We start from the raw sequence: 24,267 nt of genomic DNA, 5'->3' as shown, positions 1-24,267 counted from the left end.
GGCATGGGCTGGCTGTCCTTCGAGGAATGGCAGGCGGTCCAGCTGAGCCTGTCGGTTGCGCTCCGCTCGGTGGTGTTCGGCCTGCCGCCCGCCGTGCTGGTGGCCTGGGTCCTGGCGCGCGGCCGCTTTCCCGGGCGCGGCATGCTGGACGCCCTGGTCCACCTGCCGCTCGTGATGCCGCCAGTGGTGATCGGCTGGCTGCTGCTGGTGTTCTTCGGCGTGCGTGGGCCGGCGGGATCGCTGCTGCAGGACTGGTTCGGCATCCGACTGGTGTTCACCACCGGCGGGGCCGCCCTGGCCACCGCGGTGATGTCGTTCCCGCTGATCGTCCGCGCCGTCCGGCTGAGCCTGGATGCGGTGGATCCCGGGCTGGAGGCCGCGGCGCGCACCCTGGGCGCCGGGCCGATCGACCGCTTCCTGACGATCACCTTGCCGTTGATCGCACCCGGCATCCTGTCCGGCGCCATCACCGCCTTCGCCGCCGGCCTGGGCGAGTTCGGCGCCGTGATCACCTTCGCGTCCAACATTCCGGGCGAGACCCAGACCCTGCCCCTGGCGATCTATGCCGCCACCCAGACGCCGGGCGGCGAGGGCGTGGCGGCGCGGCTCGCCGCCATCTCCTTCGCCCTTGCGGTGGGTGGGCTGCTCCTGGCCGACTTCGCCGGGCGGCGGCTGCAGGCGCTGCTGGGCCGGGTACCCCGCTGATGCTGGAAGTTGCGTTGCGGCACGCCTTTCCGGGCTTTCTCCTGGAGGCTGCCTTCACCGCGCCGACGCCGGGCGTCACGGCGTTGTTCGGGCCCTCGGGCTGCGGCAAATCCACCATTCTGGCGGCGGTGGCCGGGCTTCTGCGCCCGCAGGCCGGGCGAGTGGCGGTGGATGGCCGGGTGCTGTTCGATGCCGCCCGCGCCATCGCCCTGCCGCCGGAGCGGCGCCGCTGCGGCGTGGTGTTCCAGGATGCCCGGCTGTTCCCGCACCTCTCGGTGGAAGGAAACCTGCGCTACGGGCTGCGGCGTGCGCCGCGCGGCGCGGCGGGCCTCGATACCGCGGAAGTGGTCCGGCTGCTCGGCCTCGAGCACCTGCTGCGCCGCCGCCCGGTCGCCTTGTCGGGCGGGGAGAAGCAGCGCGTGGCGCTGGGCCGGGCGCTGCTGTCCCGCCCCGCCCTGCTGCTGATGGACGAGCCGTTGGCGGCGCTGGATGCGGCCCGCAAGGCGGAGCTGCTGCCCTTCCTGGCGCGGCTGCGGGAGCGGCTGAGCATTCCCCTGCTCTACGTCACCCACGCGCTGGACGAGGTAGACCGGCTGGCCGACACGGTGGTGCTGCTGCAAGGCGGCCGCGTGCAGGCCAGCGGTACGCCTGAGGAGCTTTCCGCCCGCACCGACCTGCCGCTGCTGGCCGCCCGCCGCGATGCCGGCGCCGTGCTGGCCTGTACCGTACTCGGCCATGCGCCGGAGCGCGGGCTGACGCGGCTCGGCTTTTCTGGGGGCGAACTGCTGGTGCCGCTGGAAGCCGTGCCGCCGGGTGCCCGGCTGCGGGTGCGGGTGCGGGCGCGCGACGTGTCGGTGGCCACCGAGCCGCCGCCTGCCCTGTCCGTGCAGAACGTGCTGCCGGCGGTGCTGGAGGCGGTGGAGCCTGGCCCGCCGCACCAGGCGATGCTGCGCCTGCGGCTCGGTGCCTCGGTGCTGCTGTCGCGCGTCACCGGGGATGCGGTGCGTCGGCTGCAACTGGCGCCGGGGATGACGCTGTGGGCACTGGTGAAGTCGGTGGCCTTCAGCCACGACCCTGCGCCGCCGTGACCGGCTGACGCCATGCTCCGCGCCAAGGCCCGCCAGAGCCTGCATCGCCCGGGCCGCGGTTGAGCCTCCGCCTCAATCTCGGCGGCGGCCGCCGCATCGGGTCGGGCAAAATCCGCCTGCTGGAGGAGATCGGCCGGACCGGTTCGATCTCCGGCGCCGGGCGCGCCCTCGGAATGAGCTATCGCCGCGCCTGGGAATGGGTGGAGGCGCTGAACCGTGACCTGCGCCGTTCAGTGGTAGAGGCGGCGGCCGGAGGTTCCGGCGGCGGCGCGCGCCTGACCGAGGCGGGGCTGGCGATCGTGGCGCAGGACGGGACATCGAGGCCGAACCCAACGCCCTCGCGGCGCCGCGGCTGGCGGCGCTGGCACCTTCCGCCTGACCCGTCCGATGGCCCCGGAGTTGCCGGGCTCCGGCTGGTGCCATAATGTCCCCTCCGCCGCCGCGCCGGGCCTCCCTGTTCGCGGCTGCAGGCTCCGGTCAGCGGGAGGGCCGTGCCGAAGGGGCGGCGGATGGCAGCGGCGGGAGAACACCATTTTCGGATCGCGCAGGATCGGCCGCAGAAACACCGGGAACGCGGGGCAATGACGGGCTTCACGCTGCCGTCCGGCGATGCGGTGCCGGTTGGCGACGCCGCGCCGGTCGATCCTGCTGAGGCGATCGGCACCTCCGGGCGCGGCAGGACCCTGACCCTGGCCGGCTGCGCCGGGGAGACGATGGCGGCGCGCTCATGAACGGTGCGTCCGAACTGGCCTCGGGCAAGGGACACAGGGACGAGAACTTCCCGGTTGCTTCCTGGCTGGTGCGGCCCGAACTGCGCCCGGCCATCCTGGCCTTCTACCACTTCGCCCGCGCCGCCGACGACGTGGCCGACCATGAATCCGCGGCACCGGAGCGCAAGCTGGCGCAGCTCGACGCCCTGGCCGCGGGGTTGGGCGGCGAGCGCGGCGCCAGCGCGGAAGGCGAGGCGCTGCACGCCGTGCTGCGCGCGCGGGGCCTGTCCGACCAGCATCCGCTCGACCTCCTGGAAGCATTTCGCCGCGATGTCACCCAGCGCCGCTACGAGAGCTGGACCGAGCTGATGGAGTATTGCCGGTATTCCGCCGCGCCGGTGGGCCGCTTCGTGCTCGACCTGCACGGGGAGGACCGGCGCTGCTGGCCCGCCAATGACGCGCTCTGCGCCGCCTTGCAGGTGATCAACCACCTGCAGGATTGCGGCAAGGACCGCCGCATGCTGGACCGGGTCTATCTTCCACTCGACGCGCTGTCGGCGCAGGGTATCGGGGTGGCGGCGCTGGACGCGCCACGGGCTTCGGCGCCGCTGCGCGCGGTGATCGCCGGCCTGGCCCGCCGCACCGGTGGCCTGCTGGCGCAATCCCGTTCGCTGGCCGGACAGATCGCCGACCGCCGCCTGTCGCTGGAGGTCGGCGTGATCCAGTCCCTGGCCGAAAGCCTCGCGGCCCGGCTGCAACGCCGTGACCCGCTGTCGGAGCGCGTGCATCACCGGCAGCCGGAAGCGCTGGCGTTGGCGCTGCGCGGCGGCACGGCCGCGCTGCTGGCCCGGCTGCGGCTGCTGCGGCGCCATCCGGCATGAGTGCCGCCGCGCCGCCACTGGCCGAGGCGGAGGTTCTGCAGGCCAAGCTGAGCGGCAGCTCCTTCTACGCGGCCATGCGGCTGATGCCGGCGGCGGAGCGTGCGGCAATGTTCGCCGTCTATGCCTTCTGCCGCGCCGTGGACGACATCGCCGATGACGGCACCCGTCCGCGTCCGGAGCGCCACCTGGAACTGGAGGCGTGGCGGGCCGACCTGGCCGCGCTGTATGCCGGGCAGCCGGCGCGCCGTGCCGCCTTCCTGGCCGCGCCGGTGCGGGATTTCGGGCTGCGGCAGGAGGATTTCCTGGCGGTGATCGACGGCATGGCGATGGATGTCGCCGCCGACATCCGCGCGCCCGACTGGGCCACGCTGGACCTGTATTGCGACCGCGTCGCCAGCGCGGTGGGGCGGCTGTCCACGCGCATCTTCGGCATGGAGGACGCACCGGGCCTGGCGCTGGCGCGGGAGCTGGGCCGGGCGCTGCAGCTGACCAACATCCTGCGCGACCTGGACGAGGACGCCGCCATCGGTCGCCTCTACCTGCCGCGCGAATTGTTGCGGCGGGCCGGCCTCGGCGGGAACGCCCCGCCGGGCGTGGTGGGCGATCCGCGCGTCGACGCCGCCTGCCGCCAGCTGGCCGAACGGGCGCTGCAACACTTCGCCGCCGCGGACGGCATCCTGCGCGCCCGGCCCCGCGGCCATCTGCTGGCACCGCGCCTGATGGAAGCCGTGTATCGCAACATCCTGCGCGACATGCTGGAACAAGGCTGGCGGCCGCCGCGCCGCCGCGTCCGCATCGGCAAGGCGCGACTGCTCTGGATCATTGCCCGCTGTAGCCTCGGGCGATGAGGATGGTCGCCGACAGCCTCCTGCCGGGCGGTGCCGCTGGCGCCGCGGGCGGCACCGTCCACGTGGTCGGCGCCGGGCTGGCGGGATTGTCGGCGGCGGTGTCGCTCGCCCGGCGCGGCGTTGCCGTGGTGGTGTGGGAGGCGGCGCCGCAGGCGGGCGGGCGCTGCCGCTCCTACCATGATCCGAGGCTCGATCTGGTGATCGACAACGGCAATCACCTCGTTCTGTCGGGCAATCCGGCCGTGGCGCGCTACCTGGAGGCAACGGGGGCCACCGGCCGGCTGGAAGGGCCGGACGAGGCGGCGTTCCCGTTTCTCGACCTGCGCGACGGCACGCGATGGGTGCTGCGGCCGAACCGGGGCCGCCTGCCCTGGTGGGTGCTGAGCGCCGGCCGCCGCGTCCCTGGCACGCGGCCGCGTGATTATCTGGCCTTGGCCACGCTGCTGCGCCGCCATCCCGGCCGCCGCATCGATTCCCTGCTGCCCTGCCGTGGTCCGTTATGGGACCGGCTGCTGCGGCCGGTTCTGTTGTCGGCGCTGAACACCGCGCCGGAGGAGGGCTCGGCCGAGCTGGCCGCCGCGGTGCTGCGCGAGAGCCTCGGCCAGGGTGGCGCGGCGGCGCGGCCGCGCATTGCCAGCCCGACGCTCGCCGCGGCCTTTATCGACCCAGCCCTCGCGATGCTGCGCCGCCAGCGCGCCACGATCCGCCTCGGCCAGCGGTTGCGCGGCCTGTCGCTGGAGGGCGGCCGCGTGGGCGGGCTGGCCTTCGGCGACGGAACCGTGACACTCGGGCCGCGCGACCGGGTGGTGCTGGCCCTGCCGCCCTGGGCGGCGGCGGAACTGCTGCCCGGCCTGGTGGTGCCAAATGATTTCCGCCCTATCCTGAACGCGCATTTCCGCGCCCTGCCGCCGTCGGGTGCGCCGGCCCTCGCTGGGCTGGTCGGCGGCACGGCGGAATGGGTGTTCGCCTTCCCCGACCGGCTGTCGGTGACGGTCAGCGATGCTCGCCACCTGATGGAGGAGCCGACGGAGGCCCTGGCGGCGCGCCTCTGGCCGGAGGTGGCGCGGCTGCATGGCCTGCCTAAGGGCGACGTCCCGCCCTGGCGCATCGTCAAGGAACGCCGCGCCACCTTCGCCGCCACGCCGGAGCAGGAGGCACGCCGGCCCGCCGCCCGCACTGCATGGGCCAACCTGATGCTGGCCGGGGACTGGGTGCGCACCGGGCTGCCCGCCACGATCGAGGGTGCCCTGCGGTCCGGCGAGGCCGCGGCCACGCTCGCCCTTTCCCCGGGAGGAGCTGGTTAGCTCCTGAAAACCGCGCAGAGCAACATCCGCCCGGATATCGGAGGATGAGGCGACCAAGGCGCGGCGAACAGCGTTCCGATGGCTCCCGGGTGTTCGAAGCCGGGGCCGACAACTTTCTGCGGCGTCTCCGAGGGGCGCAGGCTGCGGCCGACGGCGTCTATGTTCCCGCCTTGCCGGCCGGCATCGGCTCTGGTCTGCTACGCGAACGGCACCTCCAGCAGGATTGGCAGCAGCATGAAACGACGCGACCTTCTTTCGGCTCCCGCGGCGCTGGGCGTGGCCGCTGCCCTGCCCCGTTTCGCCATCGCCCAGCCGGCGGCGAGCCGGGTGCTGCGCTTTGTGCCTCAATCCAATCTCGGCTCGCTCGACCCGGTCTGGACCACGGCCAACGTCACCCGCAACCACGCCTTCATGATCTACGACACGCTGTATGGGCTGGACGAGCAGTTCCAGCCGCAGCCGCAGATGGCCGAGGGCCACACGGTGGAGGATGACGGCCGGCTCTGGACCATCACCCTGCGGTCAGGGCTGCGGTTCCATGACGGGGAGCCGGTGCGGGCGCGGGATTGCGTTGCCAGCATCAATCGCTGGATGAAGCGCAGCCCGTCCGGCCAGGCGCTGGCCCTGGCGCTGGAGGAGATCTCGGCGGCGGACGACCGGCGCATCCGCTTCCGCCTCCAGCGACCCTTCCCGCGGCTGGTGCAGTCCTTGGCGGCGGCCACCAACCCGATCGCCTTCATCATGCCGGAGCGCGTGGCGCAGACCGATCCGTTCAAGCAGATCACGGACAACATCGGCAGCGGCCCGTTCCGCTTCAAAGCCGATGAATACAATTCCGGCAGCCGCGTGGTGTACGAGCGCAACGCGGATTACAGCCCGACGCCCGTGGCCGCGCACGGGCTGACCGCCGGGCCGAAGCAGGTGTTCTTCGACCGCGTCGAATGGAACATCATCACCGATGCCGCGACCTCGGCCGCCGCGCTGCAATCCGGCGAGATCGACTGGTTCGAGCAGCCGCCGCCGGAAATCCAGATGCTGTTCGCGCGGGACCGCAACATCAGCGTCACCGGCATGGACCCGCTGCCGATGCCGGCCTTGCTGCGGCTGAACCACCTGCACCCCCCCTTCAACAACAAGAAGCTGCGCCAGGCGCTGCTGCCGGCGATCAACCAGGGCGACTTCATGGCCTCGGTGGTGGGCGACAGCCCGGAGAACGTGGTCACCGGCACCGGCGTATTCACGCCGGGCACGCCGCTGGCCAATCAGGCCGGCCTGGAGCCGCTGATGGGCGAGCGCAGCCTGGACCGCGCCCGGGCGCTGATCCGGGAGGCCGGCTACAACAATGAGCTGATGCGGCTGATCGGCCCCACCGATATCCTGGCGCCCACCGCCATCACCCAGGTGGCGGCCGACCTGTTCCGCCGCCTCGGCTTCAACATGGATTTGGCGCTGAGCGACTGGGGCACGGTGGTGCAGCGCCGCGCCAGCCGGGAGCCGCTGGACAAGGGCGGGTGGAGCGCCTTCCTGACCAGCTTCTCCTCCTTCGACTGGATCGACCCGGCGGCGCATGCGGCGCTGCGCGCCAACGGTGCCGGCGCCTGGCCCGGCTGGCCGGAGGTGCCGCGCATCGAGGCGCTGCGCGACCAGTGGTTCAACGCCCCCGACCTCGCCGCGCAGAAGCGGATCGCCGAGGAGATCCAGCGCGTGGCGCTGGAGGAGGTGCTGTTCATCCCGGTCGGCGCCTACCGGTCGATCACCGCGCTGCGCGCCAATCTGCGCGACCGGGTGCCCGGCTTCGCCATCTTCTGGAACATCAAGCAGGCTTAAAGGACACCTCGCGGCGGCTCAGTTGTCGATGCGGTCCCGCAGCCGCATCTCAGGCAGGCCGAGCACCAGCAGGAAGGCGGCGGTCATCACCACGCCGCTGAGGCCGAAGCAGCCGGTCAGCGCCGTGCGGTAGGCATCGGCCACCGCCGCCTGCTGCTCCGGGGTGAAGCCGGACAGCGCCTGCACCCCGCGCTCGGCCAGCGCAGCGGTGTCGACGCTGCCGCCCAGCGAGGCGAAGGCGGCGCTGAGCCGCCCCGATAGGATGGCGCCGGAAACGGCCACGCCCACCGCGCCGCCGAGCGACCGGGCAAAGGTCATGGCACCGGTCGCCGCACCCAGTTCGCCATGCGACACGGCGTTCTGCACCGCGACGGTGAGGTTGGGCATGCCCATGCCCATGCCGAGGCCGAGCAGGCCCATCGACACCAGGAACACCGCCGGCGGCGCGCCCCACCAGGCGAACATGGCAAGGGTCGCCAGCGCCACGGCCTCCAGCCCCAGCCCGGCCAGCAGAAAAGGCTTGTTGCGCCCGAGCCTGGCCACGATGCGCCCGCCGATGATCGAGGTCAGCACCATGCCGCAGACCTGCGGCAGCAGCATCGCGCCGGCGAGCGCCGGGCTCATGCCCAGCACCAGCTGGAAGTACAGCGGGAGGAACACGGTGGAGCCCATCATGGCGAACACCATCATGCCGCCCACCGCCACGCCGCGGGCGAAGATGGCGTTGCGGAACAGCGCCAGGCGGATCAGCGGCTCCGGTGCCCGCAGCTCACGCCAGCCGAACAGGCCGTAAAGGCCGACGCACAGCAGGGCCAGACCAGCCGACCGCCAGGACAGCCAGCGGAACTCCGTGCCGCCCCAGGCCAGCAGCAGCAGCAGCGTCGCCGTGGCCGCGGCCAGCAGCAGCGCGCCGGGGTAGTCGATGGGACGGCTGCGGCGGGCGGGCGGCGTCCGCAGCCCGAGCGCGATCATGACCAGAGCCAGGGCGCCGATCGGCAGGTTCACGTAGAACACCCAGCGCCAGCCCAGGGTGGAGGTGATGATGCCGCCCAGCAACGGCCCCGCCACGCTGGCCAGCGCGAAGGTCCCGGTGAACAGCCCCTGGTATTTCGGCCGCTGGCGTGGCGAGACCACGTCGGCCACTGCCGCCTGCGACAGCACCAGCAGGCCGCCGGCGCCGATGCCCTGCAAGGCCCGGAAGGCGATCAGCTGCCCCATGGATTGCGCGGCGCCGCACAACAGGGAGCCGCCGAGAAACAGCAGGATCGCCACGAAGAACAGCCGTCGCCGCCCGAACAGGTCCGAGAGCTTGCCGTAGAGCGGCGTGGTGGTGGTGGAGGTCAGCATGAAGGCGGTGACCACCCAGGACAGGTGCGCCATCCCGCCCAGCTCGCCCACCATGCGCGGCAGGGCGGTGTTGACGATGTTCTGATCCAGCGCCGCCAGGATCATGGTGAGCAGCGCACCGGCCATCACCGTGCGGATCGGCGGTCGCCGGCGCTGCTCCGTCGCGGTGTCGGCCGCGGTATCGTCGAAGGGCATGAAAATGGCGCTTCCGCTGGCGGGAGGGGGCGGTGGGTGTGGCAGGCCGGCTCGGGTGCCTGGCGCACCGTGCGGTTCGGCCATGCTGCACGGTGCAGGAACTCTGCCAATGGGATGGCGTTGCTGCCCTAGCCGGGTCATGGGGCCCGGCCGGAAAATCCGACAAAGGCTCACCCATGCCGCCCAATCCACCATCCGGCACCGGTCGTGCCATCCTGACCTCGATCCTCGCTGTTGTTCTGGCACTGGCCGGGCTGGGCTGCGCAGCCGGGGGAGCCTGGCTGCTCGCCCTCGGCGGCTCCTGGTATTACCTGCTGGCGGGGCTGGCGATGCTGGCTACCGCCCTGCTGCTGTGGCGGCGCCATCCCGCGGCGCTCTGGCTGTTCGCGCTGCTCACCGCGGCCACCCTGGTCTGGTCGCTCTGGGAGGCCGGGCTCGACTGGTGGCCGCTGGCCGCCCGCGGCGACGTGCTGTTCGTGATCGGCGCCTTGCTGCTGACGCCTTGGGTGACGCGCAGCCTGCGCCGCCCGGGCGATGCCCGTCCGGCTGGGGCGCTGCGCGGCGGCGGGCTGGCCTTGTCGCTGGTGTTGCTGGCGGCGCTGGTGGTCGCCGGAACCGCGATGCTGCGCGATCCGCACCAGCTCGCGGGCAGCCTTCCTCCGGTGCGGGCCGCTCAGGGAGAGGCCCAAGGGAATGCATCAGGAGCCGCCCAGGGGGATGCCCGCCTGATGCAGGCGGCCGGCACCCCCGCCGTGCCACCCGGTGAGTGGCATGATTACGGCCGCACCGGCTTTGGCCAGCGCTTCTCGCCGCTGGCGCAGATCACCCCCGCCAATGCCGGCCAGCTGGAGGAAGTCTGGCGCTACAACACCGGTGATGTCCGCGGGCAGCCGGGCGATCCGGTGGAAACCACCTTCGAGGTGACGCCGCTGAAGATCGGCGACCGGCTGTACCTGTGCACGCCGCACCAGAGCGTCATTGCCCTGGATGCCGACACCGGACGCGAGGTCTGGCGCTACAACCCGCGCATCCAGAACGAGCTGGCCTTGCAGCACCTGACCTGCCGCGGCCTGTCCTATCATGACGGGGTGGGCTACGGCACCGCATCCTCGTTCCAGCCGGCCGGCACCGGTGCGCCGCAGCCGGCCCCGGCCCAGCCGCCGGCCCAGGTGCAGAGCACCGACCAGCGCTCGGCGCCGCCGCTGCGCCTGCCGGACGCGACGGAGGGCGCCCGCAGCGTCGCCGATTGCCCGCGCAAGCTGTTCATGCCCACCGCGGACGGGCGGCTGATCGCGCTGGACCCGGAAACCGGAGGCGTGTGCACCAGCTTCGGCGACAACGGGCAGATCAGCCTGTGGAACAACATGCCCAATGTGAAGGCGGGCGGATATTACTCGACCTCTCCCGTGGTGGTGACGCGGGACCGGGTGATCGTCGGCGGCACGGTGCTGGACAACGTGTCCACCGCCGAGCCCTCGGGTGTCATCCGGGCGTTCGACGTCAACACCGGGGCGCTGATGTGGAACTGGGATTCCGGCAATCCGGACCAGACCGCTCCGCTGCCGCCGGGCCAGACCTATACGCCGAACTCGCCCAACAGCTGGTCGATCTCGGCGGTGGATGAGGCGCTGGGCATGGTCTACGTGCCGCTCGGCAACCAGCCACCGGACCAGTGGGGCGCCAACCGGGCCCCCCATGTGGAGCGCTTCTCCTCCTCCGTGGTGGCGCTGGACCTCGGCACGGGGCAGGTGCGCTGGGTGTTCCAGACCGTGCATCACGACCTGTGGGATTACGACGTGCCGTCGCAGCCCAGCCTGATCGACCTGACGGTGAACAATCAGCGCGTGCCGGCCCTGGTGCAGCCCACCAAGCAGGGCGAGCTGTTCGTGCTGAACCGGGAAACCGGCCAGCCCATCCTGCCGGTGACCGAGGCGCCAGCGCCGCAGGGCGCCGTGGCGCCGGACCACACGGCACCGACGCAGCCGGTATCGCGGCTGTCCTACGACCCGCCGCCGCTGACCGGTGCGCAGATGTGGGGCGCCACCCTGTTCGACCAGCTGGCCTGCCGCATCGCGCTGAAGCGTCTGCGCTACGATGGCCGCTATACCCCGCCCTCGCTGCAAGGCTCGCTGGTCTATCCCGGCAATTTCGGCGTGTTCAACTGGGGCTCGGTGGCCGTGGACCCGCAGCGCCAGGTGGCGTTCACCACGCCGACATACTTGGCCTTCGTGTCCCGGCTGGTGCCGCGCCCCGACAACAGCAGCCTGGTGGTGCAGCAGGGTAGCCCGCCGGAAGGCAGCCTGCCGGCGCTGAACGAGAATTTCGGCGCGCCCTACGCGATCGAGCTCGGCCCATTCACCTCGGTGCTGGGGCTGCCCTGCCAGCAGCCGCCCTGGGGCTATGTGGCGGGGGCCGACCTCACCACCGGCGAGGTGGTGTGGCAGCACAAGAACGGCACCACGCGCGATGCTTCCCCCGTGCCGCTGCCGTTCCGCATGGGCGTGCCGAATCTCGGCGGGCCGATCATGACGGCGGGCGGTGTCGCCTTCCTGTCGGGCACCATCGACTATTACGTCCGTGCCTATGACGTCACGGACGGGCGTGAATTGTGGAAGGCGCGGCTGCCAGCCGGCGGACAGGCCACGCCGATGACCTATCAGGGTCAGGACGGGCGGCAATACTTGCTGGTGGTGGCGGGCGGCCACGGGTCGCTCGGCACCAAGGCGGGCGATGCGGTAATCGCCTACGCGCTGCCGCGCTAGGCGGCGGACAGGTCGAGCCGCGCCACCAGCGGCAGGTGATCAGAGGCGTGGCGGGCCGTCCTGGTGTGATGGACCGCCACCTCCCGCAGCAGGCCGGGCGGATCGACCAGGATCCGGTCCAGTGCCCAGGTTGGGCGAAAGGCCGGAAAGCTCGGCAGCGGTGGCGGCATGGCGAAGCGGCGGGCAAGAACGCCGAGCGCTGAGCCGCCTTCCCGCCGCTCGTTGAAATCGCCCAGCAGCAGGACGGGCATGGGGCGGCCATCGGCCTCGGCCGCCCGCAGCAGCAATTCGCCCTGGTGGCGCCGCGTCTGCGCGCCGAGGCTCAGATGGGCGGTGAGCACCCGCAGCGGCCCATGCCCGAAATCCAGCTCCGCCAGGATGCCGCCGCGCGGTTCCCAGCCGCCCAGCTGCAGGCCCACCGGACCGCGCAGCACCCGGACATCCGCCCGGGCCAGCAGCAGGTTGGAGCGCCAACCCTGGTGATCGGGCCGCTGCGCGATGGGCAGCAGCCGCAGCCCTGCGTCCCGCAGGATGCGCGCGGCATCCAGCATGGGCGCGCCGCGCCGCAGATAGTGCTGGGCTTCCTGCAGCACGACCAGATCGGCGCCCAGCTCGGCGATCACGGCGGCGATGCGGCCCGGGCGGAACAGCCCGGCCATGGCCCGGCCACGATGGATGTTCCAGGTGACGACCTTCACCGTGGCGCGCGGGCCACAACATCCGTCGCCGGCCAGCGCCAGCCGGCCAGCGCCGCCCCGCCCACCGCGCCGCCGGTGGTCAGCACCACATCGGTCCAGGTATCCGTCCAGTCGCCGATCAGCCCGGTTGCCGCCTCGAACAGCTCCCAGCCCGTCGCCAGCGCGAGGCCGAAGCCGGCACCGATCAGCGCCATCCGGCCCAGGCTGCGCGACCGCCCGTCCAGCTGCATCGCGGCGGCAAACACTAATCCGGCCATCACGCCGTTCACCAGATGCACCACCTCGTCATACGGACCCGGCTGGTAGAACCAGCCGAGGCCGTAGCCGGGCGTGGACAGCAGCGTCGCCAGCACGGGCGTGGCGTCCAGCCCGCGGGGCAGGGCGCGCAGGCGCCGGGGCAGCACCTCCATGCGCTCGCGCGGCGGCAGGATCAGGCCCAGGCATCCCGCCAGCGCTGCCAGCGTCCCCAGCGCAGCTCCGCCCTGCCCCAGCCATGCCAGCCAGCCGGCCATGCCGGCCAACGCCGCGAGGCACAGCCAGGTAAAGCCGTGATGGCATCCGAGGTCACGCCGGGTCAGCAAGGGCATGCGTCCGATTCCTTTTCGCGGAGGTGGAAGCCAGAGATGGACAAGCGCAACCTGCTGGCAAGAGCGCCATGCACCCTGGACGCCGCCGCGCCGGCACCATCAAATGGCTGAAACACCGATCCGGCGGCGAATGAGGCAGGCCGGGGCAGAAAAGGGACGTCCATGGACCTGCAATTGAGCGGCAAGACGGTGCTGATCACCGGCGGCTCCCGCGGCATCGGCCGCGCCTGTGCCGAGGCTTTCCTGGCGGAAGGCGCGGCGGTGGCCATCTGCGGCCGCTCGCGCGACAGCCTCGATGCCGCGCTGGCGGCGCTGCCCGGCGCCATCGGCATCCAGGCCGACCTGACCGACCCTGCCGAGGCGGCGCGCGCCGCGGCCGAGGCGGAAGCCGCGCTGGGCGGGGTGGAGGTGCTGGTCAACGCCGCCGGCGCCGCCCGCCGCACGCCGCCGGCTGAGCTGACCCCGGCCGCATGGCGCGCCGCCATGGATGCCAAGTACTTCAGCTACATCAACGTGATCGATCCGCTGGTGAAGCGCATGGCGGATCGCGGCCGGGGCGTGATCGTCAACGTCATCGGCGCCGGCGGCAAGGTCGCGGCGCCGACGCATCTGGCCGGCGGCGCGGCCAACGCGGCGCTGATGCTGGCCACCGCCGGGCTGGCCACTGCCTATGCCGGCCAGGGCCTGCGCATCCTCGGCGTCAATCCCGGCGCCACGGAAACCGACCGGGTGGCCGAAGGGCTCGCGGCGGAAGCGCGGCTCGCCGGCATCGACGCGGCGGAAGCGCGCCGGCGCAGCGTGGCCGCCATCCCGCTGGGCCGCATGGCACGGCCCGAGGAAGTCGCCGATGCCGTGCTGTTCCTGGCCTCGGCCCGGGCCAGCTACATCACCGGCGTCACGCTGGGCATGGATGGCGCGCGCTACCCCGTGGTGGTGTAGCGCCCTCTGTGACTGATGCCGCGCCTCAGCCGGATAGCCAGTGGCTGACCACCGCTGGCAGGCGCAACACCGGCCCGAGCCGGGCCACCTCGGCTCCGGCCAGCAGCGGCAGCTGCATCGGCGGCACGCCCTCGCCGCCGATCTCGATCTGACCGAGTGGCTGGCCCTTGGCCACCGGTGCCGCGACCGGTGCGGCGTAGCGCAGCTTCACCTGCAGTGTGCGGCGCCAGGATTGCGGCAGGGTCAGCACCACCTCGCGTTCGGCGACCAGCGGCACGGCCGGGCGCGCGCCCAGCCAGACGGGCGCTTCCTCGATGGCTTCGCCGGCGCGGAACAGCGACACGTTGGTGAAATTGGCGAAGCCCCATTCCAGCAGCCGCGCGCCCTCGTCGCCGCGCATCTTCATCGAGCTCATGCCATTGGCTACCAGAATCAGCCGCCGGTTGCCCCGCTTCGCCGTGCCGACCAAGCCGTAGCCCGCCGCCTCTGTGTGGCCGGTCTTCATGCCGTCGGCCCCGGACACACGGCCGAGCAGGGGGTCGCGGTTCTGCTGGCTGATGCCGTTCCATTGAAAGGAGGGAATGCCGAACAGGCCGTATTGTTCGGGAAAGTCGCTGATCAGCCGGCCCGCCAGCGTGGCGAGATCGCGGCAGGTGGTCAGGTGCTCGGGGTCCGGCCAGCCGGTCGCGTTGCGGAAGGTGCTGCTGGTCATGCCGAGGCGCTTCGCGTACTCGTTCATCAGCACGGCGAATTGTTCCTCGGTGCCGCTGATGCCCTCGGCCAACACGATGCACGCATCATTGCCGGACTGCACCACCACCCCGCGCAACAGGTCCTGCACCGTGACCTGGCTGCCCAGCGCCACGAACATCTTGGAGCCGCCCTTGCGCCAGGCGTTCTCGCTCACCGGCAGGGTCTGTTCGGGACGGAGCCTGTTCTGCTTCATCATGTCGAACACGACGTAGACGGTCATCAGCTTCGACATGGAGGAGGGACGCATCCGCTCATCCGCCCCCTTGTCGAGCAGCACCGCGCCGGTGGTGGCGTCGAGCAGGAGGACCTGCTTCGCCGGGGTATGGAGCGGCCCAACCGGGCTGCTGGCGGGGCTGTCCGGAACCAGCTCGGCGGCCCTGGCCGGCACGCGGCTGCGTGCCATGGCTGGCCCGACCAGCACGGGGCCGGCCAGGGCGGTCGAGGCCAGCAGCGCACCGGCCCCGCCCAGCAGATCACGGCGTAGCGGCATCAGGGTGTCTCCATCACCGGAAGAATGGCCCCGGATACGCTCCGCGTGTTTTCAACTCAAGCGTTTAACACCCGACCTTCATCGGAAATCCGAGCCACCGGGCGGCTCAGGCCTGGCTGAGAAACTCGTCCAGCGCACGGCCGAGCCGGGCGCGACTGTCCTCATCCGCCAGCGACGCCATCACCGGCCCCAGCCGGGCCGCCGGCACCGTGGCGAGGTTGAACACGTCCAGCACCACCGGCCGGCCCAGCACCGTGAAGCGTGGTGCCAGATGATGCTCTTCCACGGCGATGGCGCGGGCGCTGATCAGGGCCGCGACCAGCCGCGTCGGGGCATGCTCGTAGCGTCCGTTCTGCAATGCCACCACGAAAGGGATCGCGTCGCGTTGCCGGCCGGGATTGGTGAAGACGTCGAATTGCGGCACCGGGTCAGAGACCGGAGAACTCATCTGACAACAGGCCATGCCGGGCGTGGAACTCGCCGAAGGCTGCCACCACGCGATCCAGCGCCGCGTCCTCGGCGCGTCGGCGGGCCTCCTCGCGGGCGACGAATTCCTCCAGCAGCACTTCCAGCGTGCCGCTGAGATTGCCCGTGTAGCGCCGCGCCTGCTCAACCAACTCGTTGTTCAGGCTCAGGTTGATGGCCCGCTTGACCTGCGGCTTCCGCGCCGGAGCTGCGATCTGATTGGCCGTGCCGCGGCGCATGGGCGGTGTCTCCTGAGATGATCATGCGTATCGTATGCGCATGAAGGCCGCTGAACAAGCACCGCGATGATCCTGCGGGTGTGGAGCGTCGCCGCGCGAAAACGAGGACCCTCATGGCATCTTGATGATCACAGGATCATGATCGGCGCGAATGGCCGAGCTTCCCTTGGAAAGCCGTGAATCATGCACCTATGCTGAGCCGCAACATTGCTGCCGGAGTTGAGGATGTCCGCTTCGCTGAAAGACTGGACGCCAGGCTGGATCGCTCAGTTCAAAGCCTTCGTCACCCGTGGCAACGTCATCGACCTCGCAGTCGGCATCATCATCGGCGCGGCGTTCACCTCCATCGTGAATTCGCTGGTCGAGGACATCTTCAACCCGATGATCGGCCTGCTGATCGGCGGCGTGGATTTTTCCAACCTGTTCGTGGTGATCCGCGGCGAAAGGCTGCCGACGCTGGAAGCCACCAGGGCAGCCGGTAGCGTGGCGCTCGGCATTGGTTTGTTCATCAATGCCATCATCAAGTTCCTGATCGTTGCCTTCGCGGTGTTCTGGGTGGTTCGCATCCTCACCAGGATCAGCCTGCGCAAGGACGCGGAAGCGCCAAAGCCGCTGCCGACCACATCCGAGATCCTGCTGACCGAGATCCGCGACGAGCTGAAGCGCCGGCCTTCCTGAACCGGGGCCCCGGACCGGAGGCGGCCATGCCGCGCCGCGTGTTGCACCGTTCAGGGTGTGGCACTTTCCCTCTCCATCTGTTCTGCCTCCTGATCGTCCTGGCGCTGCTGCCGTGGCAGGCGCCGGCGCAGGGCAGCCCGCCGCCGGCCGGCCGTGAATGGGTGGTCGCGACGCGCAGCGCGCCGCCCTTCGCGATGAAGAATGGCAGCGGCGAATGGTAGGGCATCAGCATCGATCTCTGGCGTCGCGTCGCGGAGCAGCTCGGCCTGCGCTACAGGCCAGTGGAACGCGACATGGTGCAGTTGCTGATCGATGCCGTGGCGCGGGACAACGCCGCGACCGCATGGCTGCCGGTGCTGCACACCTTTCTGTCCTTCGGCTTCCTGCAGGGCGTCCTGGTGCTGCTGGGCAACGCCCCCGGCGTCGGCACCTTGATCTAGCTGTTCGAGCGGCATCACCACGAGGCCTATGGCGGCCCGCCGCTGCGCGGCTTCGTCGCCGGGGCTTGGTGGTTGGCGGTGGCCATGCGCGGGCCGGCGCGGCGCAGGATGGCCCCCGTTCGCTGCCCGGCCGCATCCTGGCGGTGGTGTGAATGGTGGTCTCGGTGGTGACCATCGCGGTGTTCATCGCGGGCATCGCCTCCTCCGTGACGATGCAGCGCCTGCAGGGGCTGGTGCGCAACGTGGCCGATCTGCGCAGCCTGCAGGTCGGTGCGGTGCAGGGCTCCTCGGCCATCGATTTCCTGGTGGCGCAGCGGGTCGCCCATGACACCTATTCCCGGACGGCCGAAGGCCTCCCTGCCCTGCGCCTGGGCCAGATCGGCGCTTTTGTGTATGATCGTCCCCTGCTCGGCTGGACCATCCGGCAGGAATTTGCGGAGCTTGAATTGCTGCCGATCACATTGGACAGCCAAAACTACGCCATCGCGCTGCCGCCCGGGAACAGCACGCATGTCGCGCTCGACGTGGCGCTCCTGGAAACGCTGCGGAGCGAATGGTGGCAGCAGACGCGTTTCCGCTCCCGCGGGCGCGATGCGCCGCCATGAGACGCTCAGGAACCGGCGGATGGCCGCTGGCCCCGGCTTTCGCCCTCGCATTGCTGGCCGCCGGCTGCGATGACCAGAAGAGCGGCGCGGACAACACCGTTCTCGATGCGGCCCGCACGGCCGCTGAAGCCGAGCTGCGTCGGCTCGGAGGTGAGCAGACCACCTTGCGCGGCGTGCAGCTCTACCGGCAGGCCCAGGGTGGAACGGCGGTGTGCGGCCAGGTCAACCTGCCTGAGCTCGGCGCGGCCTTCACGCTGTTCGTGTCGGTGGTCACGCCGGGAGATGGCGACAAGCCCGGTGTCGAGCAGTTTGTCGCCACCTCCGGTCCAAGCGCGTCGCGGGTCTTCGTGGAAACCGTGCTGCGCTGCTACGAGGAGGGTGGTCCGCCGCCGCAGCACCGCGCCGGCGCGCCGCCTCCCATGCCTCCGGTGCCGGATCGGCTGCCGGAGGAGAGCCGCACCCCGCCGCCGGGAATGGTACAGCCGCGCGTGGCGCCGCCACAGGCCGCCATGCCCCCGCCATCCGCCTCCGGCGATGCGCCCGCCGCGCTGCCCGGCCGCACCGTGATCATGCGGCAGAACGGCAATCTGCGCAGCCATCCGAACGGCGGAGGCGCGGTGATCCGCGTGGTTCCGGCCGGCACGCCGCTGCAGGTGTTCCTGGAAGCGCCGGGCGGCTGGCTGCAGGTCGGCGCCGGCGCCCCGGAAGGCTGGATGCACGGCAGCATGGCGCGCTGAGGCGCCGCGGTCCGCGACCGGGCAGACGGGCGGCGAGACTTGGCCGCCAAGCCGTGCGAGGATCGCGCCCGTCTTCAGCAACCGGAGCTTCGCTTGATGGATCTTTCTCCTGGCAGTCCTTGGGCTTACCGCGCCCTCGGTTTGCTGCGCATCGTCAGCGCCCTGATCTTTCTGGAACACGGCACGACGAAGCTGCTCGGCTTTCCGCCGGGCAGTTCACCGGCTGCCTTCAGCCTGTCGTGGTTCGCCGGCTTCATCGAGATCATCGGCGGCACGCTGCTGCTGCTGGGGCTGTGGGTGCGGCCGGCGGCGTTCATCACCTCCGGCACCATGGCGGTCGCCTACTGGCTCGTGCATGCGCCGCGCAGCTTTTTTCCGGTGAACAATGGCGGCGACGCGGCGATCCTCTACTGCTTCGTGTTTCTGTACTTCGTCGCCGCTGGCGGCGGCGCCTGGAGCCTGGATGAAGCGCGGGCCCGGAGGAGCGCGGCCCGCTAGGCAGCCGCGCGGCGGCAGCCGGAAATGATTGCTGCCGCAGAACGGCCCGCGCCCTGCTTGCCGGTGCTGTCCCAAATGGCGCCGGCCCGGCCGAAAAAGCCTCTTGCCCCTTTTGCCGGCACAGCCGGATACTTTGACCTCTCGGGCGTTCTTGGATGAGGGGATCAGTCGGGCATGGCGCGTTGGCGTGTGGGCGTGGATTCCGGCGGCACCTTCACCGATGTCTGCCTCTTCGATGAGGAAGACGGGCGCGTGGAGGTATGGAAGGTGTCCTCCACGCCCGATGATCCGTCGCGCGGCATCGCCCAGGGCGTCGAGGAAGGCATGCGCCGCGTGGCGCCTGACACGGGCGACCGGCCCGGTGCGCCCGTCGCGTATTTCGGCCATGGCACCACGGTTGCCACCAACGCCCTGATCCAGCATCGCGGCGTGCGCACCGGCCTCGTCACCACGGATGGCTTCCGCGACCTGCTGGAGATCGGTCGGCAGAAGCGACCCGACCTTTACGACATGCAGGCCGACAAGCCACCCGTGCTGGTGCCGCGCGAACTGCGCATGGAGGTGCCGGAACGGCTGCGGCACGATGGCGGGGTCGAGATCCCCCTGGACGAGGACCGGATGCGCGCGGCGGCGCGTGCGCTGCGCGAGGCAGGCGTCCAGGCCGTGGCGGTGTCCTTTCTGTACGGCTTTGTCCGGCCCGAGCATGAGCGGCGCGCCGTCGAGATCCTGCGCCAGGAAATGCCCGACGTCTTCATCAGCGCGGGCCATGAGATCGCCCCGGAATTCCGCGAATATGAGCGGCTCTCCACCGTGGTGCTGAACGCTTATCTCGGTCCGGTGATGCGGCGCTACATCGGGCTTCTGGCGCCGCGCCTCCGCGAACTCGGCATGATGGCAACGCCGCATCTGACGCAATCCAATGGCGGCGTGATCGGCTTTCCGACGGCCGCCGAGATGCCGGTGCGCACCGTGCTCTCGGGTCCTTCCACGGGCGTGGTCGGCGCGCAGGCGATCGGCGCGCTCGCGGGATTCGACAACATCATCACCTTCGACATGGGCGGCACCTCGACCGACGTGGCACTGCTGCAGGGAGGCGTCTGCAAGCTGACCTCGGAAGCGGTGGTGCATGGCTACCCGATCAAGGCGCCGATGCTCGACATCCATACGGTGGGCGCCGGCGGCGGCTCCATCGCCTATGTCGACGCGGGCGGGTTGCTGAAGGCCGGGCCGCGCTCCTGCGGCGCCGATCCGGGACCGGTCTGCTACAACAAGGGCAACACCGAGCCCGCGACCACCGATGCCAACGTGGTGCTGCAGACGCTGAACCCGACCCATCTGCTGGGCGGCCGCATGGAGATCCGGCAGGATCTGGCACGGGAAGCGATCGGCCGCCTGGCGCAGCAGCTCGGCCTGGGCGTCATGGAGACCGCGCAGGGCATCCTCTCGGTCGTCATTGCCAACATGGCGCGCGCCATTCGCGTCATCTCCGTGCAGCGCGGCCATGATCCGCGCGACTTCATCCTGATGGCCTTCGGCGGCGGCGGCCCGCTGCATGCCGCGCGCCTGGCCCGGGAACTGGACATCCAGCGCGTGCTGGTGCCGCGCAACCCCGGCATCCTGTGCGCCATGGGATTGTTGTTGACGGATCTGCGCGCCGACTTCGCCGCGACGCGCCTGCTGCCGGCGGTGGATGACGCGGTGCCGGAGGTGGCGGCAGCGTTCGAGGAACTCGCCGCGCGGGCCGCGGCCTGGTTCGAGGGCGAGCACATCGCGGCCGAGGCACGCCGGTTGACCCGCACCGCCGACATGCGCTACCGGGGGCAGAACTACGAACTCGCCGTGCCACTGCCGGATGGCCCCGTCACCGCCGCCACCCTGCGCGCGCTGGTCGAAGGTTTCGCCGAGGCCCACCGCCAGCGCTACGGCTTCGTGGCGGAGGGCGAGGCCGTGCAGATCGTCACCTTGCGGCTGGAAGCCACGGGCTTGGTGAAGAAGGCGACGCTGAAGGCCCATCCCGACGCGGGCCCGGACGCCGGCGCCGCCATCACCGGCCACCGCCCGGTGTGGTTCCCTGAAGCCGGCGATTTCGTGTCGACGCCGATCTACAGCCGTGACGCGCTGCAGCCCGGCAACCGCTTCGCGGGTCCCGCCATCGTGGAGCAGATGGACACCACCACCGTGGTGCCGCCCGGCATGAGCGCGGAAGTCGACCGCTACCTGAACCTGATTCTGGAGGTGACGGCATGAGGCAGGCCCCGCAGCGCGGCATGAGCATGGCGCTCGATCCCATCACCGTCGAGGTAATCGGCGCCGCCCTGTCGTCCATCGTCGAGGAAACCGGCGAGGCATTGATCCGCGCCAGCTATTCGACCAACATCAAGGAACGGCGCGATTGTTCCACCGCGCTGTTCAACACCGGGGGCGAGACGCTCTGCCAGGCGGAACACATCCCGATCCACCTGGGCAGCTTCATCGGCATCGTGCCGGAGATCATGAAGCACCACCGCGTCGAGGAGATGCGGCCAGGCGACGTGTTCGTCGGCAACGATGCCTATGCCGGAGGCGGCACCCACCTGCCGGACATCGTGCTGGCCGAGCCGATCTTCGTCGAGGGCCGCATTGTCGCCTGGACCGTGAACCTGGCGCATCATTCCGATTTCGCCGATCGTGGCCACGCGCATATCTACCAGGAAGGCCTGCGCATTCCCCCCGTCCGGCTGTATCGCGGGGGCGTCCTGCAATCCGACATCCAGAACCTGATCCTCCTGAACTGCCAGGTGCCGCATGAGCGCTTGTCGGATCTGCGGGCGCAGATGGCGGCGAATCGGGTCGGCGTGCAGCGCTTCCAGGCCTTGTGCGCGAAATACGGCACCGACACGGTGCTGGCGGCCGGCGCGGCGCTGCTCGACTATGCAGAGCGCAAGATGCGCGCGGGCATCGCCGCCATTCCCGACGGCCGCTGGTGCTTCGAGGACGTGTTCGACAGCCCGGAGATCGCCGGCACCCTACCCTTCTCGGTGGAGATCACCGTGCGAGGCGATGAGATGGCGCTGCAGTTCGACGCCCCCGATCAGGTGCGCGCCGGCATCAACATGACCTACACGGCGCTGCTGGCCACTGCGTATTATGCCGTAAAGTCGGTGGTGGACCCGTCCATCCTGCCCAATGCCGGGCTGGCGCGGCCTCTCACCGTCACCGGTCGGGAGGGCAGCATCGTCCATTGCCGCCACCCGGCGGCGGTGAATGGGCGGCTACAGGCCTGCCAGCGCGTGGCTGACATGGTGCTCGGCGCGTTGGCGCAGGCGGTGTCGGAGCGCGTCACCGCCTGCTCCAACTCCACCTGCACGGTGGCCAGTTTCATTGGCAGCCGCCGGTCGGACGGCTCGCTCTGGGTTTATCTGGAAACCATGGGTGGCGGGTCGGGCGCACGCTTCAACAAGGATGGGCTCGACGGCGTGCATGTGCACGGAACCAACACCTCGAACCTGCCGGCTGAGGCGCTGGAGATCGAATACCCGCTGACCCTGCTGCGCTACGAGCTGGTGCAGGATTCCGGCGGCGCCGGGGAACATCGCGGCGGCATGGCGCTGCGCCGGGTCTACCGGGCGGACGAGGATGTTCGCGTGCGCATCGACCTGTCGCGCCTGCATTCGCGCAGCTGGGGCCTGTTCGGCGGCCAGGGTGGCGCTCATGGCCGCGTGGAATGCGGCCCCGATGTCACCTTCGACGGACCCAATGCAGAGCTGAAGGCAGGGCAGTGGTTCGCCATCGTCAGCCCGGGCGCGGGTGGCTACGGTTCCCCGGGCCGGCGCAGTGTGGAGGCGGTGCGGCGCGACCTGATCCAGGGCAACATCAGCGCCGCGGCCGCCCGGGAGTTCTATCCGCAATCTGCCTGATGCCGTTTCGAGCAGGTGCAGCAAAGGAGAGTTCGCATGGCCATCAACGCCACCCGACGGTCCATCCTGGCCGGCGCCGCTGCCACCGGGCTGCTGCCCTTCCTCCGAGGCGCGGACGCCAGGGCGCAGCCTGCGGGCGTGCTGCGCTTCGGATTGTCCAGCTATCCGCCCAACATCCAGCCCTGGGCCAACAGCGGCACCGCCGCCGCGACGATCAAGCTGATGATCTATCGCGGCCTGATCTCCTACGGCACGGACGGGCAGCTGCATCCGGAGCTGGCGGAATCCTGGTCGCGCGAGAATGACCTGACCTGGGTGTTCCGGCTGCGCGACGCCAAATTCCAGAACGGCGACAAGGTCACCGCCGCCGATGTCAAATGGACGCTGGAGCAGGTGGCGTCGGAGAAATCCACCGCGCATCTGCGCACCGAAATCCGCAACATCGCGCGGATCGAGACGCCGGATGACCGCACCGTGCGGATGATCACCAGGGTGCCGCTGGTGACGCTGCCGAACTGGATGGCCAGCTATCACCTGCCGGTCATCTCGCGCCAATCCTCCGGCCGTGACTTCATCGGCGCCGGGCCGTTTGTGCTGAAGTCGCAGGAGCGCGGCTCCTCGCTGGAGCTAGAAGCCTTCGAAGGCTTCTACAAGCCCGGCCTGCCGAAGCTGAAGGCTATTCGCGTAGTGGCCTATGCCGATGAGAACCTGCGCGTCGCCGCGCTGCAATCCGGCGATGTGGACCTGATCGAGTACGTGCCCTGGCAATCCATGGCGGCGATCGGCGACAATCCGCAGCTGAAGCTTGATGCCGTCGACGGGCCGTTCATGTACCTGGTGTTCAACGGCAGCAAGCCGCCCTTCAACGATGCGCGGGTGCGTAAGGCGGTGGCCCATGCCGTCCGGCGCGAGGATCTGGTGAAGGCGGCCTTCTTCGGGCGCGGCTCGCCCATGGCGCATCTGCCGATCCCTGAAAACAACCCCTACTACAACCCCGATCTCAAGGATGGCTGGAACTACGATCCCGCCCTGGCGAAGAAGCTGCTGGCGGAGGCCGGGCACGGCAACGGCTTTGCCTGCAACCTGCTGTCCACGGCGCAATACGGCATGCACAAGGATTCCGCCGAGGTGGTGCAGCAGCACCTCGCCGCCATCGGCATCCAGGCGACGCTGAACCTCCCGGATTGGGCGACGCGCGTGGCCATTGGCAATCGCGGCCAATACGACCTCGCGATGATGGGCACGGCGGCGGACAGCAATGATCCCGACGGCTTGTCCAACATCCTCGATGGCAGCCTAGCGACGGCCTACATCCGCAGCTACGGCCTGCCGACGCCGCGCATCAGCGAGCTGTTCGCGGCCGGCCGCGCCGAGTTCGACGAAGCCAAGCGCAAGGCGATCTACCGCGAGCTGGAACAGGTCGCGATCGCGGAAGCGCCGATCGTCGGGCTGAGCTGGCGCAGCCAGGGCTACGCCATGCGGCAGGCGGTGAGCGGCTTCCGGAACCTTCCGGGCGCGCTGACCTTCTATTCGGGCCTCACCCTTGAAACCACCACGTTGAGCTGAGGAGGCGGG

At 70.5% G+C, this 24,267-nt stretch carries 25 protein-coding genes; 19 read left to right on the top strand and 6 right to left on the bottom strand.

Annotated elements, in window-relative coordinates:
• Window positions 1-3 precede the first annotated feature (3 nt).
• From modB to D2K64_RS14915, 8 genes are all read left to right on the top strand, one after another.
• Window positions 4-705, top strand: coding sequence for a molybdate ABC transporter permease subunit (gene modB / locus D2K64_RS14945; protein ID WP_120009182.1), 702 nt, complete (start codon window positions 4-6; stop codon window positions 703-705).
• On the top strand, window positions 705-1,793 hold the full coding sequence (gene modC, locus D2K64_RS14940; RefSeq protein ID WP_120009181.1) for a molybdenum ABC transporter ATP-binding protein: 1,089 nt from the start codon (window positions 705-707) through the stop codon (window positions 1,791-1,793). The genes modB and modC overlap by 1 nt, the downstream gene beginning before the upstream one ends.
• A gap of 59 nt (window positions 1,794-1,852) precedes the next feature.
• On the top strand, window positions 1,853-2,218 hold the full coding sequence (locus tag D2K64_RS14935) for a winged helix-turn-helix domain-containing protein (RefSeq protein ID WP_238384210.1): 366 nt from the start codon (window positions 1,853-1,855) through the stop codon (window positions 2,216-2,218).
• A gap of 156 nt (window positions 2,219-2,374) precedes the next feature.
• A complete protein-coding gene (locus D2K64_RS24445) occupies window positions 2,375-2,524 on the top strand; it encodes a hypothetical protein (RefSeq protein WP_157985865.1) in 150 nt (49 codons plus the stop codon).
• On the top strand, window positions 2,521-3,384 hold the full coding sequence (hpnC, locus tag D2K64_RS14930; protein WP_120009180.1) for a squalene synthase HpnC: 864 nt from the start codon (window positions 2,521-2,523) through the stop codon (window positions 3,382-3,384). Before D2K64_RS24445 ends, hpnC begins: the two co-directional genes overlap by 4 nt.
• Window positions 3,381-4,232, top strand: coding sequence for a presqualene diphosphate synthase HpnD (gene hpnD, locus D2K64_RS14925; protein ID WP_120009179.1), 852 nt, complete (start codon window positions 3,381-3,383; stop codon window positions 4,230-4,232). Before hpnC ends, hpnD begins: the two co-directional genes overlap by 4 nt.
• Window positions 4,233-4,234: 2 nt before the next feature.
• Window positions 4,235-5,536 (top strand): hydroxysqualene dehydroxylase HpnE, encoded by a 1,302-nt coding sequence (gene hpnE, locus D2K64_RS14920; protein ID WP_120009178.1) that lies wholly within the window; start codon window positions 4,235-4,237, stop codon window positions 5,534-5,536.
• Window positions 5,537-5,770: 234 nt separating this feature from the next.
• Window positions 5,771-7,363, top strand: coding sequence for an ABC transporter substrate-binding protein (locus tag D2K64_RS14915; protein ID WP_120009177.1), 1,593 nt, complete (start codon window positions 5,771-5,773; stop codon window positions 7,361-7,363).
• An 18-nt stretch (window positions 7,364-7,381) separates the two neighbouring features.
• On the opposite strand, the gene D2K64_RS14910 is transcribed toward D2K64_RS14915, so the two are convergent.
• Window positions 7,382-8,905, bottom strand: coding sequence for an MDR family MFS transporter (locus D2K64_RS14910; RefSeq protein ID WP_120009176.1), 1,524 nt, complete (start codon window positions 8,903-8,905; stop codon window positions 7,382-7,384).
• 176 nt (window positions 8,906-9,081) lie between these two features.
• Here D2K64_RS14910 and D2K64_RS14905 point away from each other — a divergent pair, with 176 nt between their 5' ends.
• Window positions 9,082-11,667 (top strand): membrane-bound PQQ-dependent dehydrogenase, glucose/quinate/shikimate family, encoded by a 2,586-nt coding sequence (locus tag D2K64_RS14905; RefSeq protein WP_120009175.1) that lies wholly within the window; start codon window positions 9,082-9,084, stop codon window positions 11,665-11,667.
• On the opposite strand, the gene D2K64_RS14900 is transcribed toward D2K64_RS14905, so the two are convergent.
• A complete protein-coding gene (locus D2K64_RS14900; protein ID WP_120009174.1) occupies window positions 11,664-12,365 on the bottom strand; it encodes an endonuclease/exonuclease/phosphatase family protein in 702 nt (233 codons plus the stop codon). The genes D2K64_RS14905 and D2K64_RS14900 overlap by 4 nt on opposite strands.
• On the bottom strand, window positions 12,362-12,952 hold the full coding sequence (locus D2K64_RS14895; protein ID WP_120009173.1) for a hypothetical protein: 591 nt from the start codon (window positions 12,950-12,952) through the stop codon (window positions 12,362-12,364). Before D2K64_RS14895 ends, D2K64_RS14900 begins: the two co-directional genes overlap by 4 nt.
• 162 nt (window positions 12,953-13,114) lie before the next feature.
• Between D2K64_RS14895 and D2K64_RS14890 the strand changes: the two genes are divergently transcribed.
• The gene (locus D2K64_RS14890) at window positions 13,115-13,891 is read left to right on the top strand and encodes an SDR family oxidoreductase (RefSeq protein WP_120009172.1); all 777 of its coding nucleotides are present in this window, start codon (window positions 13,115-13,117) and stop codon (window positions 13,889-13,891) included.
• 25 nt (window positions 13,892-13,916) lie between these two features.
• On the opposite strand, the gene D2K64_RS14885 is transcribed toward D2K64_RS14890, so the two are convergent.
• The 3 genes from D2K64_RS14885 to D2K64_RS14875 all read right to left on the bottom strand — a co-directional run bounded on the left by D2K64_RS14885 (window position 13,917) and on the right by D2K64_RS14875 (window position 15,838).
• A complete protein-coding gene (locus D2K64_RS14885; protein ID WP_120009171.1) occupies window positions 13,917-15,134 on the bottom strand; it encodes a D-alanyl-D-alanine carboxypeptidase family protein in 1,218 nt (405 codons plus the stop codon).
• Window positions 15,135-15,240: 106 nt separating this feature from the next.
• A complete protein-coding gene (locus D2K64_RS14880; protein WP_157985864.1) occupies window positions 15,241-15,582 on the bottom strand; it encodes a CcdB family protein in 342 nt (113 codons plus the stop codon).
• On the bottom strand, window positions 15,563-15,838 hold the full coding sequence (locus tag D2K64_RS14875) for a type II toxin-antitoxin system CcdA family antitoxin (protein ID WP_120009169.1): 276 nt from the start codon (window positions 15,836-15,838) through the stop codon (window positions 15,563-15,565). Before D2K64_RS14875 ends, D2K64_RS14880 begins: the two co-directional genes overlap by 20 nt.
• Before the next feature lie 225 nt (window positions 15,839-16,063).
• Here D2K64_RS14875 and mscL point away from each other — a divergent pair, with 225 nt between their 5' ends.
• The 9 genes from mscL (at window position 16,064) to D2K64_RS14840 (ending at window position 24,258) form a co-directional block, all read left to right on the top strand.
• Complete coding sequence (mscL, locus tag D2K64_RS14870) at window positions 16,064-16,516, top strand: large-conductance mechanosensitive channel protein MscL (RefSeq protein WP_120009168.1); 453 nt, start codon at window positions 16,064-16,066, stop codon at window positions 16,514-16,516.
• A gap of 26 nt (window positions 16,517-16,542) precedes the next feature.
• The gene (locus tag D2K64_RS25525) at window positions 16,543-16,737 is read left to right on the top strand and encodes a hypothetical protein (RefSeq protein ID WP_238384209.1); all 195 of its coding nucleotides are present in this window, start codon (window positions 16,543-16,545) and stop codon (window positions 16,735-16,737) included.
• A gap of 72 nt (window positions 16,738-16,809) precedes the next feature.
• Window positions 16,810-16,956: a hypothetical protein gene (locus D2K64_RS25520; protein WP_238384208.1), complete on the top strand. Its 147-nt coding sequence runs from the start codon at window positions 16,810-16,812 to the stop codon at window positions 16,954-16,956.
• A gap of 152 nt (window positions 16,957-17,108) precedes the next feature.
• Entirely contained in the window at window positions 17,109-17,561 is a 453-nt protein-coding gene (locus D2K64_RS25515; protein WP_238384207.1) for a substrate-binding periplasmic protein, read from the top strand.
• Entirely contained in the window at window positions 17,558-18,298 is a 741-nt protein-coding gene (locus D2K64_RS14860) for an SH3 domain-containing protein (protein ID WP_157985863.1), read from the top strand. Before D2K64_RS25515 ends, D2K64_RS14860 begins: the two co-directional genes overlap by 4 nt.
• A gap of 39 nt (window positions 18,299-18,337) precedes the next feature.
• Window positions 18,338-18,796, top strand: a complete 459-nt coding sequence (locus tag D2K64_RS14855; protein ID WP_238384206.1) for a DoxX family protein — start codon at window positions 18,338-18,340, stop codon at window positions 18,794-18,796.
• Window positions 18,797-18,970: 174 nt separating this feature from the next.
• A complete protein-coding gene (locus tag D2K64_RS14850) occupies window positions 18,971-21,043 on the top strand; it encodes a hydantoinase/oxoprolinase family protein (protein ID WP_120009165.1) in 2,073 nt (690 codons plus the stop codon).
• On the top strand, window positions 21,040-22,692 hold the full coding sequence (locus D2K64_RS14845; protein WP_120009164.1) for a hydantoinase B/oxoprolinase family protein: 1,653 nt from the start codon (window positions 21,040-21,042) through the stop codon (window positions 22,690-22,692). The genes D2K64_RS14850 and D2K64_RS14845 overlap by 4 nt, the downstream gene beginning before the upstream one ends.
• Window positions 22,693-22,728: 36 nt before the next feature.
• Complete coding sequence (locus tag D2K64_RS14840; protein WP_120009163.1) at window positions 22,729-24,258, top strand: ABC transporter substrate-binding protein; 1,530 nt, start codon at window positions 22,729-22,731, stop codon at window positions 24,256-24,258.
• Window positions 24,259-24,267 lie beyond the last annotated feature (9 nt).

It is taken from the genome of Teichococcus vastitatis (genome assembly GCF_003604215.1).
Lineage (GTDB): Bacteria > Pseudomonadota > Alphaproteobacteria > Acetobacterales > Acetobacteraceae > Pseudoroseomonas > Pseudoroseomonas vastitatis.
The sequence above is the reverse complement of the archived record's forward strand: the minus strand, read 5'-3'. Positions and strand labels throughout refer to the sequence as shown.